Below are 11,690 nucleotides of genomic sequence, written 5' to 3' on the forward strand. Positions count from 1 at the left end.
GGCCACGCTGGCTAATCTGCGAAGGAGCGGTGGCCTTCCGCTCGCACTCGCGTGTGGAGAGGAGAGGGTAATGGTTGGAGACATCATCGGCACCATCATCTTCGGTGCGGTCATCGGCGTGCTCGCGCGTCTGGTCATCCCAGGGAAGCAGGCGATGGGGTGGCTCATCACCATCGTCCTCGGCATTGCAGGCGCCCTCATCGGATATTGGGTGTGGGGCGCGATCAGCGACAAGGGTGATACCGGCGGAATCGACTGGATACGGTGGATTATCAGTATCGCTGCGGCAGCTGTGCTGACCTTGGCGTACACGTCCATGACCAGTAAGCGGAGAGTGTAGATACCCGGCTGTGCACGGGCCCCGTCCAATCCAGGGCGGGGCCCTTGCCGTGCGCCTCGGTCTCCGAAATCACGGACGCAGGCAGGTGAGTGCCATCTCGCGCAGAACCTTTCGAGTGCGCGCCGGAGTCGCGGGATCGGCGCTGTGCGGTGTGGAGTTGATCAACCCGAACGTTGCATGGGCCTTGGTACGGGCATCCGTTTCGTCGAGCGACGGGTCCACCCGGAGCAGCACCTGCACCCACAGTTCGACGTAGCGTCGCTGCTTCTGCCGGACCTCACGCCGTGCCTCGGCGGGAAGGCTTTCGAGGTCGCGGTCCTGAATGCGAATCAGTTCGGATTCGCCGAGTGCGAAGTCGAGGTGGAAGTCGATGAGGCCGTCGAGTGCCGCCTCGGGGGAGGATGCCTCCGCCGCGACGAGGGAACCGCCCTCGAGGAGTCGCGTACTGATGCCGACGAGTAGTTCGACCAATACGGCGTCTTTGTTGGGGAAGTGGCGGTAGACGGCGGGACCGCTGATCCCGGCGGCGGATCCGAGGTCTTCGAGCCGGACGCCGAGAAATCCCCGTTCGGCGATGAGGCGAGCGGCGGCGTCGAGAAGTTGCCGGCGGCGATCCGCCTTCATCTGTTCGCGACGCGTGATCGGTGCTGCCGGCGCTCCGGTTTCGTCGACGTGTGTGGTCATCGCCTCGCTCCTTTCGGGTTGCGGTCTGGACAACTCAGTTAATCACAGTTATCTTGAATTCAGTTATCGAGTATTAACTCACTCGGCACGGGCGTCAAGACGAGAAGGCGGCAGGATGGCACTGGGCGGAACCACCACGAGAGAGGGCTACCGGGTAGAGCACACCAAGTTGGTGGACGAGCTGCGGTCGAGGCTGGCCGTTGCGGCTCTGGGCGGTAGTGAGAAGTCGCGGGAGCGGCACGTGAGCCGGGGCAAGTTGCTGCCCCGCGATCGAGTGGACACCCTGCTCGACCCGGGGAGTCCTTTCCTCGAGATCGCCCCGCTCGCGGCCAACGGGTTGTACGACGACGAATGCCCCGGAGCGGGCGTGATCGCGGGTATCGGCCGGGTGTCCGGCCGTGAATGTGTGATCGTGGCCAACGACGCCACGGTCAAGGGCGGCACGTACTACCCGATGACGGTGAAGAAGCACCTGCGGGCGCAGGAGATCGCACTGCAGAATCAGCTGCCGTGCATTTATCTCGTCGACTCCGGTGGCGCGTTCCTGCCCCGGCAGGACGAAGTATTTCCCGATCGCGAGCACTTCGGCCGGATCTTCTACAACCAGGCGACGATGAGCGCGCAGGGCATCCCGCAGATCGCGGCGGTCCTCGGCTCCTGCACCGCGGGCGGCGCTTATGTGCCGGCGATGAGCGACGAGGCGGTCATCGTCCGGAACCAGGGCACGATCTTCCTGGGCGGTCCGCCGTTGGTGAAGGCCGCGACCGGTGAGGTCGTCACGGCGGAGGAACTCGGCGGCGGAGATCTGCACTCGAAGGTCTCCGGTGTCACCGATCACCTCGCCGAGGACGATCAGGACGCGCTGCGGATTGTGCGCAATATCGTCGCCACGCTCGGCCCGCGCGCCGAGCGTCCGTGGGACGTGATCGGCGCCGTCCCCGCGTCGGCGCCGCAGACCGAGTTGTACGACGTGGTCCCGACCGACCCGCGCACCCCGTACGACGTTCACGAGGTCATCGACCGCATTGTCGACGGCGGAACCTTCCAGGAGTTCAAGGCGGAGTACGGCAAGACGCTGGTCACCGGTTTCGCGCACATCGAGGGCCACCCGGTCGGCATCGTCGCGAACAACGGGGTGTTGTTCGCCGAGTCGGCGATGAAGGGCGCGCATTTCATCGAACTGTGCGACAAACGGCGGATTCCGTTGCTGTTCCTGCAGAACATCGCGGGCTTCATGGTCGGGCGCGACTACGAGGCGGGCGGTATCGCGAAGCACGGCGCGAAGATGGTGACCGCGGTGGCGTGCGCCCGGGTTCCCAAACTCACCGTCGTGATCGGCGGCTCCTACGGTGCGGGCAACTACTCGATGTGCGGGCGGGCGTACTCGCCGCGGTTCCTGTGGATGTGGCCGAACGCGCGGATCTCGGTGATGGGCGGGGAGCAGGCGGCGTCGGTGCTCTCGACGGTGCGCAGTGAGCAGTTGGACAGTGCGGGCAACCCGTGGTCGGCGGAGGACGAAGAGGCGTTCAAGGCGCCGATCCGCGAGCAGTACGAGGCGCAGGGCAACCCGTACTACTCGACCGCCCGCCTGTGGGACGACGGCATCATCGATCCCGCCGATACCAGAACTGTTCTCGGGCTGGCTCTTTCGGTGTGCGCGAATGCACCGCTCGAACCGGTCTCCTACGGCGTTTTCCGGATGTGAACGGACATGACTGACATGACACGGATAGATACCGTCCTCGTCGCCAACCGCGGCGAGATCGCCGTGCGGGTAATCCGCACCCTGAGGACCATGGGAATCCGCTCCGTCGCGGTATACAGCGAAGCCGATCGGGACGCGCGGCACGTCCGCGAGGCCGACACCGCGGTCCTGCTCGGCCCGGCCGCCGCCCGGGAAAGCTACCTCGTGATCGAGAAGGTGATCGCGGCAGCCCAGGCCACCGGAGCGCAGGCCATCCACCCCGGTTACGGGTTCCTGTCGGAGAACGCGAAGTTCGCCGGTGCCTGCGCAGACGCCGGCATCGCCTTCCTCGGTCCCTCCGCTCACGCCATCGAGGTGATGGGCGACAAGATCACCGCCAAGAACGCCGTCGCGGAGTTCGACGTGCCCGTCGTACCGGGCATCGCCCGGCCCGGCCTGTCCGACGACGAACTGATCGCGGCCGCAGGCGAGATCGGCTACCCGGTCCTGGTCAAGCCGTCGGCGGGTGGTGGCGGCAAGGGGATGCGCCTGGTCGAGGAGCCGGGCGCGTTGGCCGACGCGCTGCTCAGTGCACGCCGCGAGGCGGCGTCCGCGTTCGGGGACGACACCCTGTTCCTCGAGCGATTCGTGTTGCGGCCCCGGCACATCGAGGTGCAGATCCTGGCCGACCGGCATGGCAACGTGGTGCATCTCGGTGAGCGTGAGTGCAGTTTGCAGCGTCGCCACCAGAAGGTCATCGAGGAAGCGCCCTCGCCCCTGCTCGACGAGCAGACCCGGGCCCGGATCGGCGAGGCCGCGTGCAACACGGCGCGCAGCGTCGACTACTCCGGAGCGGGAACGGTCGAATTCATCGTCTCCGCCGACAAGCCGGACGAGTTCTTCTTCATGGAGATGAACACCCGGCTTCAGGTCGAACACCCGGTCACCGAGCTCGTGACGGGACTCGACCTGGTCGAGTGGCAGGTACGGGTGGCCGCCGGGGAACCGCTCGGCTTCACCCAGGGCGAGATCACCCTCACCGGACATGCCATCGAAGCCCGCGTGTATGCCGAGGATCCCAGCCGGGGCTTCTTGCCGACCGGTGGTCTCGTCGCCGACGTCGTCGAACCGGACGGCCCGGGCATCCGCGTCGACTCGGGTCTTCGCGCGGGCACAGTGGTGGGCAGCGACTACGACCCCATGCTGGCGAAGGTGATCGCGCACGCCGACGACCGCGCCGGTGCGTTGCGGAAGCTGGACCGGGCGCTGGCAGGCACCGGTGTCCTCGGTGTGGTGACCAACATCGAGTTCGCGCGCTTCCTGCTCGCCGATCCCGACGTGGTGGCGGGCAACCTCGACACCGGTCTGCTCGACCGCCGGCTCGAGGACTTCGTCGCCGCGGAGGCCACCGACGCCGCCCTCATCGCCGCGGCCGCTTTCCGCTGGTTGCAGCGCTGGCCGGAGCGTTCACAGGCCGATCCGTGGGACGTTCCCAGCGGCTGGCGGGTCGGGGTTCCCGCGCCCACCAGTATTCGGCTGGCATCGCCGACGCGTACCGACCACGTGCGCATCACGGGCAATCCGGCCGACGCCACCGCGCAGGTCGAGGACGGCGACACCCTGTCCCTGACGGCGGCCCTCGACGGAACCACCCTGTCCGTCGTGATCGACGGCAGACGTGAAACCTACCGGGTCGCCCAGACCGACGGGCACATCTGGCTCGCCGGATCCGAGGGCACGACGATGCTCCGGGAAGTCGAGGAACTCAGCGTCCGCACAGGTGACGTACATGCCGGCGAGGCCGAGATCACCAGCCCCATGCCCGGATCCGTCATCGCCGTCGGCGCCGACACGGGCGCCCACGTCACCGCCGGCCAGAGCCTCGTCGTCGTCGAGGCGATGAAGATGGAGCACTCGCTCACCGCACCCGTCGACGGCGTCGTCGACATCCTCGTCGCACCCGGAGACCAGGTGATGGTCGACCAACTGCTCGCACGAGTCACCCCGCACAACGACACGAAAGAGAACGAGTCATGACCGAATATCTCGCCACCGGCCAGCTTCCCGACGAATACCAGCAGCTGGCCAAGACCGTCGCCGATTTCGCGAAGAACGTGGTGGCACCGGTCGCGGCAGAGCACGACGCCAACCACACCTTCCCGTACGAGGTGGTGTCGGGCATGGCCGACATGGGTCTGTTCGGCCTCCCGTTCCCCGAGGAATACGGCGGAATGGGCGGCGACTACTTCGCGTTGTGCCTCGCCCTCGAGGAGCTGGGCAAGGTGGACCAGAGCGTTGCCATCACCCTCGAGGCCGGCGTGTCCCTCGGCGCGATGCCGATCTACCGCTTCGGCAACGAAGCGCAGAAGCAGGAGTGGCTGCCGCAGCTGACGAGCGGAAAGAGCCTCGCTGCTTTCGGTCTCACCGAACCGGGCGCCGGAAGCGACGCGGGTGGCACCAAGACCACCGCCAAGTTCGACAGCGGTGAGTGGATCATCAACGGCAACAAGCAGTTCATCACCAACTCGGGCACCGACATCACCCGGCTCGTCACCGTCACCGCGGTGACCGGCGTGAAGGACGGAGGCAAGAAGGAGATTTCTACGATCCTCGTCCCCACCTCCACCCCCGGTTTCACCGCCGAACCTGCATACAACAAGGTGGGCTGGAACGCCTCCGACACCCACCCCCTCACGTTCTCGGACGTTCGCGTCCCCGAGGAGAACCTGCTCGGCGAGCGGGGTCGCGGATACGCGAACTTCCTCCGCATCCTCGACGAGGGCCGCATCGCTATCGCCGCACTGAGTGTCGGTGCGGCGCAGGGGTGTGTCGACGAGTCGGTCAAGTACGCGAAGGAGCGTGAGGCATTCGGGCGACCCATCGGGCACAACCAGGCCATCGCGTTCAAGATCGCGCGCATGGAGGCACGCGCCCACACCGCCCGCACCGCCTACTACGACGCCGCCGCACTGATGTTGTCGGGCAGACCGTTCAAGAAACAGGCCGCGATCGCCAAGCTCGTTGCGTCCGAGGCCGCCATGGACAACGCGCGGGACGCCACTCAGATCCACGGTGGCTACGGCTTCATGAACGAGTACGTGGTGGCACGGCATTACCGAGACAGCAAGATTCTCGAGATCGGCGAGGGCACCACCGAGGTGCAGTTGATGCTCATCGCGCGGGAGGCCGGACTGTGAGCGCAGCAGGAGCCGAGGAGCCGAACCGGATCGTCCAGCGTGGGCTGTGGTTCGAGGAGTTCGAACTCGGAGCGGTCTACGAGCATCGCCCCGGCCGCACCGTCACCGAGGCCGACAACGTCCTCTTCACCACCCAGACGATGAACACCCAGGCCCTGCACCTCGATGCCGCTTACAGCGAGGGCACCCAGTTCGGTGAGCGCCTCGTCAACTCGATGTTCACCCTCTCGACGCTGGTCGGGTTGTCGGTGGCGCAACTCACGCAGGGGACCATCGTCGCGAATCTGGGATTCTCGGAGATCAGTTTCCCGAAACCGCTGTTCCACGGCGACACGCTGTACGCGGAGACACGCATCGCCGACAAGCGGGAGTCGAAGAGCCGACCGGGGGAGGGCATCGTCACGCTCGAGCACACCGGGCGCAACCAGAACGGCGACGTGGTGGCGATCGCCGTGCGCAAGACCCTCGTCCAGAAGAAGCCGTCGTGAGCTGGGCACTGCCCGGACCGGCCTGGCTGTTCTGCCCGGCCGACCGCCCGGAGCGTTACGCGAAGGCGGCGGCGGCAGCCGACGTCGTGATCCTCGACCTCGAGGACGGGGTGGCGCCCGCAGACAAGGAAGCGGCGCGGGTCGCCCTGATCGACACCCCGCTCGATCCGGAGCGAACAGTGGTCCGTGTCAACCCAGTCGGCACCGACGACCACGAACTCGACCTCCTCGCCCTCGACGGCACTCGCTATACCCGACTGATGCTGGCCAAATGTGAGACCGCCGATCAGGTGTTGTCGCTGGCGCCACGCGAGGTGATCGCCCTCGTCGAGTCGCCGCTCGGGGCGCTCGCCGTCGGCGAGATCGCGCTGGCGGCGAGCACCATCGGGGTCATGTGGGGTGCCGAAGATCTGGTGGCCGCGATGGGCGGCAACTCCAGCCGCCGCGAGGACGGCACGTACCGCGATGTGGCCCGGCAGGTACGGTCGTCCACGTTGCTGGCGGCGAAGGGCTTCCATCGCCTCGCCCTGGATTCCGTCTACCTGGACATCAAGGACCTCGAGGGTCTTCGCGCCGAGGCGCACGACGCCGTAGCGGTCGGGTTCGATGTCAAGGTCGCCATCCATCCCAGCCAGGTCGCGGTGATCCGCGAGGCGTATGCACCCTCCGACGACGACGTCGACTGGGCCACGAGAGTTCTGGCCGCCGTCGACGAGCAACGTGGAGTTTTCGCCTTCGAGGGCAAGATGGTGGACGCACCCGTCCTGCGTCACGCAGAGGCGATCCTGAGGAGATCCGGCACGACCCCGTGAATACTCTTCAGCCGCGGATGGTTGACGAGTACACACGGTTACAACACAGGAATGGAGAACTGCAGTGCCTGAAAGAACTACGTCGGTGATTGTTGCCGGGGCCCGTACGCCGATGGGTCGGTTGATGGGTTCGTTGAAGGATTTCTCGGGTTCGGATCTGGGTGGGATCGCGATCAAGGGTGCGCTGGAGAAGGCGGGGGTGGCGCCGGATCAGGTTGAGTACGTGATCATGGGTCAGGTCCTGACGGCGGGGGCGGGGCAGATGCCGGCGCGGCAGGCGGCGGTCGCGGCGGGGATTCCGATGGATGTGCCGGCGTTGACGGTGAACAAGGTGTGTTTGTCGGGGATCGATGCGATTGCTTTGGCGGATCAGTTGATCCGGGCGGGGGAGTTCGAGGTGGTCGTTGCCGGTGGGCAGGAGTCGATGTCGCGGGCGCCGCATCTGCTGGAGAAGTCGCGGGAGGGGTTCAAGTACGGCGATGTGACGATGCGTGATCACATGGCGTTCGACGGGTTGCACGACATTTTCACCGATCAGGCCATGGGAAGTCTGACGGAGTCGCAGAATACGGAACCCGGTCGGCAGACCAGCCGCGAGGAGCAGGATGCGTTCGCGGCGGCGTCGCACCAGAACGCGGCCCGGGCCTGGAAGGACGGGTTGTTCGACGACGAAGTGGTGCCGGTGTCCATTCCCCAGCGTAGGGGTGAACCGATCGTGTTCGGCCAGGACGAGGGAGTGCGTGCCGATACGACGGTGGAGACGCTGGGACGGTTGCGTCCGGCCTTCGCGAAGGACGGAACGATCACGGCCGGGTCCGCGTCGCAAATCTCCGACGGTGCGGCGGCAGTGGTCGTGATGAGCAAGGCCAAGGCCGAGGAGCTCGGTCTCGAGTGGCTGGCCGAGATCGGGTCACACGGGGTGGTCGCCGGACCCGACTCGACGTTGCAGTCGCAGCCGGCCCGGGCGATCGCGAAGGCGTGCGCGAAGGAGAGCATCGACCCGAAGGATCTCGATCTCGTCGAGATCAACGAGGCCTTCGCGGCTGTCGGGATCGTCTCGACCCGTGAGCTGGGGCTGGATCCGGCGAAGGTCAACGTCAATGGCGGCGCGATCGCTGTGGGGCATCCGCTGGGCATGTCCGGGGCGCGGATCACCCTGCATCTGGCCCTCGAGCTGCAACGCCGCGGCGGCGGTGTGGGTGTGGCGGCGCTGTGCGGCGGCGGTGGTCAGGGTGACGCCCTGATCGTGCGCGTTCCCACCAGCTAGGTACCAAAAGAACGCGGAGCACTCCGGCTGTCGGGGAAGATGGAACCATGACAGCCGATCCGCAGTGGGTACCGACCGAGGCTGATCTGCGCAACGCGGTGATCACCGACTTCGGTGCTTTCATTGCACGGCGCCACAACGTTCCGGTAGACGACTACCGGGCGTTGTGGCGTTGGTCGGTGGCTGATCCCGACGCGTTCTGGCAAGCCGTGTGGGACTACTTCGACATCCGCTCTGCGACCGATCCGGGTCAGGCCTTGGCCGAGTCCTCCATGCCGGGAGCCGTGTGGTTTCCCGGCGCCACTCTCAATTACGTCGATCAGGTCTTCCGCAATGCCCGCTCCGACAGGCCCGCCATCCGGTACGTCGGTGAGGATGGGGCCGACGTCGCTGTCGGTTGGGACGAGTTGCGCTCGCAGGTCGCGGCGCTCGCGGCCACACTGCGGGATCACGGCGTCGGTGTCGGCGATCGCGTCGTCGGATACCTACCCAACGTTCCCGAGGCAGTGATCGCGTTCCTTGCGACCGTTTCGGTGGGGGCGCTCTGGGCCGCGTGCGGGCAGGACTATTCCGCGCCGGCTGCCCTCGATCGGCTCGGACAGCTCGACCCGAAGGCGCTGATCACCGCGGACGGGTATCGGTTCGGCGGGAAGGAACACGACCGCGTCGATGCCGTACGCCACCTGCAGGCCGGGCTGCCCTCTCTGGCCCTGACCGTCATCGTGCCCCATCTTCGACGGGAACCGGAGGTCGGCGACGCCACCACGTGGGCTGAGGCCACGGGCCGGGAGGCCGCACTCGAACCGGTGGCCGTCCCGTTCGACCACCCCCTGTGGGTGGTGTTCTCTTCGGGAACCACCGGACTTCCGAAGGGAATCGTGCACGGCCACGGCGGAGTGCTTCTCGAACACCTCAAGTCGCTCGCGCTTCATCTCGACGTCGGCCGAGACGACATCCTCTTCTGGTACACCAGTCCCAGTTGGATGATGTGGAACTTCCAAACCGCGGGCCTGCTCGTGGGGGCCACGATCGTGTGTTACGACGGGAGCCCCGGGTGGCCCACGACGGATGCGTTGTGGGCGTTGACCTCACGTCTCGGTGTGACGGTGGTGGGGACGAGTCCCGGGTACGTACTCGCCTGCGACAAGGCCGGGGTGGTGCCCGCCCGCGACCACGACCTGACTGCGCTCCGCGCGGTCGGCAGCACCGGGTCCACGTTGCCTGCCGCGTCGTCATTGTGGTTGGCGCACAACGTCGGTCGGAACATTCCCGTCATGTCGATCACCGGTGGGACCGACGTGGTCTCGGCCTTCATCGGTGGTGCGCGGACTGTTCCGGTCTGGCCCGGTGAATTGTCGGCTCCCTGTCTGGGTGTCGCCGTCGACGCCTTCGACGAGTCGGGCAAGCCCGTGCGCGGCGAGGTCGGTGAACTGGTGGTCACGGCCCCGATGCCGTCGATGCCGGTGTCGTTCTGGAACGACCCGGACGGGAAGCGCTACCACGACGCCTACTTCGGCGTGTTTCCCGGTGTGTGGCGGCACGGTGACTGGATCACGATCACCGAACGCGGGACCGTGCTGATGCACGGAAGGTCCGATTCCACACTCAATCGCAACGGGATCCGTATGGGGAGCGCGGACATCTACCAGGTGGTGGAGAAGCTGCCCGAGGTCGCAGAAGCACTGGTGGTCGGGGTGGACCTGCCGGACGGCGGATATTGGATGCCGCTCTTCGTGGTCCTCGTCGACGGGGTGGAGCTCGACGACGCGTTGCAAGACCGAATTCGGGGTGCGATCCGTGAGCAGGCCTCGCCCCGGCATGTGCCGGACGACATCATCCTCGCGCCCGGCATTCCTCACACTCGCACCGGCAAGAAGCTCGAGGTGCCACTCAAGAAAATCTTCCAAGGCGCGGACGCGGCTCGTTCAGTCGACCGCAGCGCCGTCGATGATCCAGCACTGCTCGACTGGTTCGCCCGGCATGGCCGCACGGCGGCTCAGGGCGGCTGACCAGGTAAGGCTTGCTTTTGTTACTGAACGGTAACAAGAGGCGGTTCGGGCGTGGTGCGTGGCGTGGGGTGTGAGATATCTCCCTATCGGTGCAGCGACCGCCCGCGCCAGGATGCGACAAATAGGACGCCAAGCGCGCTGCATCCCGTCTCATCGCCAGCCAACTGTGATCACCGCCGCGGGCGATACGGTGGCACATCCCGCGCCCGGGTGGCTCTACTGACCGCGCCCATGCAGGTCAGGGCGAATTCCGCCCTGAAGTTCAGTTTCGAGCGCGTAGGATGTCGCTGCCGGAGACGTGTGCGCGTCACCTTTGAGCGGGTCTCGATTTCATTCCCGCCTCGCCTTCGCCGCGAGTGTTCCGCTTTGAGACCTGCGCGGGGCTTTGGTAGACACGATGGTTGGTAAACAAGCGGTGGTGGTGCGACGTCCGCCCCCGCGGCCGATCAGCCGGTCGGTTGGTACCGCGCGAAGTGGAATTGTTCGAGAAGGGGGCGATGAATGTGGACGCGACATTTGTCCATCCGGCGGAATTCCGACCCGCGGTACGTTTTTCGCCTCGCATGTGTACGCGACGCCCGGAATGTGGTTCTCGCTGTTGAACATGTGCGCGTCGCCGATCCGAATTTCGACTGATTCTGGAAGTATCGACGGTCGGGAACGTCACAGCTCGGCAGGTAACAGTGGTGGGTATGTGACCGATGTATACCCCGGCGTTATTTCGACACAGGACGAACCGAGATGGTCACCGAGTGAGAGGAGGGTGCAGGCATGAGTGTGGCGAAAGATCGGACGTCCATTTCCGCCGTAGACTCGTCTGTCGACTCCGAGGGTGACGAGCACCGATTGGGTGGCCGCTTGTTGGATCGATGAAGGAACGGAGCCAGGAATGAACCCGCTCACCGCGAATGATCCGGGATGCCAGAGCGCCCCAGGGCGCACTGCATCGATCTCCACTGTGGTGGAACTCGTCGATCAGCCCAAGGTGGGCCGTCCCGTTCCCGATTCGCGAGTGGCCTCGGACCGAGGCACGTGCATGTAGTGGCGTTCAGAGCTACCAATCACCAGTCACACAGGCGGCGGCAAGCCACGCGTTCGAGAACGGAGTAACCCTTGGGGTCGGGACATGCAGCGGGTAGTAACGGTGCTCCCATCGGAGCCTTTCCGCTGTCAGCTGCGCAGCGAGGGATCTGGTTCGCGCAACATGCG

At 66.0% G+C, this 11,690-nt stretch carries 9 protein-coding genes; 8 read left to right on the forward strand and 1 reads right to left on the reverse strand.

The annotated features are described in order from the left end of the window. Positions 1-70: 70 nt before the first annotated feature. Positions 71-340 carry a GlsB/YeaQ/YmgE family stress response membrane protein gene (locus JQT59_RS17435; RefSeq protein ID WP_159925581.1) on the forward strand — a complete coding sequence of 90 codons (270 nt, stop codon included), beginning with the start codon at positions 71-73 and terminating at the stop codon, positions 338-340. Between the two features lie 69 nt (positions 341-409). Here the strand turns inward: JQT59_RS17435 and JQT59_RS17440 are convergent, their stop codons facing one another. After that, on the reverse strand, positions 410-1,024 hold the full coding sequence (locus tag JQT59_RS17440) for an SACE_7040 family transcriptional regulator (RefSeq protein ID WP_213577140.1): 615 nt from the start codon (positions 1,022-1,024) through the stop codon (positions 410-412). A 115-nt stretch (positions 1,025-1,139) separates the two neighbouring features. Here JQT59_RS17440 and JQT59_RS17445 point away from each other — a divergent pair, with 115 nt between their 5' ends. The 7 genes from JQT59_RS17445 to JQT59_RS17475 all read left to right on the forward strand — a co-directional run bounded on the left by JQT59_RS17445 (position 1,140) and on the right by JQT59_RS17475 (position 10,481). Further along, positions 1,140-2,729, forward strand: a complete 1,590-nt coding sequence (locus JQT59_RS17445) for a carboxyl transferase domain-containing protein (RefSeq protein WP_213577141.1) — start codon at positions 1,140-1,142, stop codon at positions 2,727-2,729. 15 nt (positions 2,730-2,744) lie between these two features. Next, entirely contained in the window at positions 2,745-4,745 is a 2,001-nt protein-coding gene (locus JQT59_RS17450; protein ID WP_213577818.1) for an acetyl/propionyl/methylcrotonyl-CoA carboxylase subunit alpha, read from the forward strand. Beyond that, a complete protein-coding gene (locus JQT59_RS17455) occupies positions 4,742-5,905 on the forward strand; it encodes an acyl-CoA dehydrogenase family protein (RefSeq protein ID WP_213577142.1) in 1,164 nt (387 codons plus the stop codon). Before JQT59_RS17450 ends, JQT59_RS17455 begins: the two co-directional genes overlap by 4 nt. Next, the gene (locus JQT59_RS17460) at positions 5,902-6,393 is read left to right on the forward strand and encodes a MaoC family dehydratase (RefSeq protein ID WP_109331659.1); all 492 of its coding nucleotides are present in this window, start codon (positions 5,902-5,904) and stop codon (positions 6,391-6,393) included. Before JQT59_RS17455 ends, JQT59_RS17460 begins: the two co-directional genes overlap by 4 nt. Beyond that, a complete protein-coding gene (locus JQT59_RS17465; protein ID WP_213577143.1) occupies positions 6,390-7,205 on the forward strand; it encodes an HpcH/HpaI aldolase/citrate lyase family protein in 816 nt (271 codons plus the stop codon). Before JQT59_RS17460 ends, JQT59_RS17465 begins: the two co-directional genes overlap by 4 nt. A 112-nt stretch (positions 7,206-7,317) precedes the next feature. Further along, positions 7,318-8,472 (forward strand): acetyl-CoA C-acetyltransferase, encoded by a 1,155-nt coding sequence (locus JQT59_RS17470; protein ID WP_213577820.1) that lies wholly within the window; start codon positions 7,318-7,320, stop codon positions 8,470-8,472. A gap of 47 nt (positions 8,473-8,519) precedes the next feature. Continuing rightward, the gene (locus JQT59_RS17475) at positions 8,520-10,481 is read left to right on the forward strand and encodes an acetoacetate--CoA ligase (RefSeq protein ID WP_213577144.1); all 1,962 of its coding nucleotides are present in this window, start codon (positions 8,520-8,522) and stop codon (positions 10,479-10,481) included. Positions 10,482-11,690 lie beyond the last annotated feature (1,209 nt).

The organism is Rhodococcus sp. USK13 (assembly GCF_018343855.1).
In the GTDB taxonomy this organism is placed as follows: Bacteria; Actinomycetota; Actinomycetes; order Mycobacteriales; family Mycobacteriaceae; genus Rhodococcus_F; species Rhodococcus_F oxybenzonivorans.

What these genes read in the sequence shown, in the direction of transcription:
- JQT59_RS17450 (WP_213577818.1), top strand. Translation starts at nt 2,745, where the DNA reads ATGACACGGATAGATACCGTCCTCGTCGCCAACCGCGGCGAGATCGCC.
- JQT59_RS17445 (WP_213577141.1), top strand. Translation starts at nt 1,140, where the DNA reads ATGGCACTGGGCGGAACCACCACGAGAGAGGGCTACCGGGTAGAGCAC.
- JQT59_RS17475 (WP_213577144.1), top strand. Translation starts at nt 8,520, where the DNA reads ATGACAGCCGATCCGCAGTGGGTACCGACCGAGGCTGATCTGCGCAAC.
- JQT59_RS17470 (WP_213577820.1), top strand. Translation starts at nt 7,318, where the DNA reads ATGGGTCGGTTGATGGGTTCGTTGAAGGATTTCTCGGGTTCGGATCTG.
- JQT59_RS17455 (WP_213577142.1), top strand. Translation starts at nt 4,742, where the DNA reads ATGACCGAATATCTCGCCACCGGCCAGCTTCCCGACGAATACCAGCAG.
- JQT59_RS17435 (WP_159925581.1), top strand. Translation starts at nt 71, where the DNA reads ATGGTTGGAGACATCATCGGCACCATCATCTTCGGTGCGGTCATCGGC.
- JQT59_RS17440 (WP_213577140.1), bottom strand. Translation starts at nt 1,024, where the DNA reads ATGACCACACACGTCGACGAAACCGGAGCGCCGGCAGCACCGATCACG.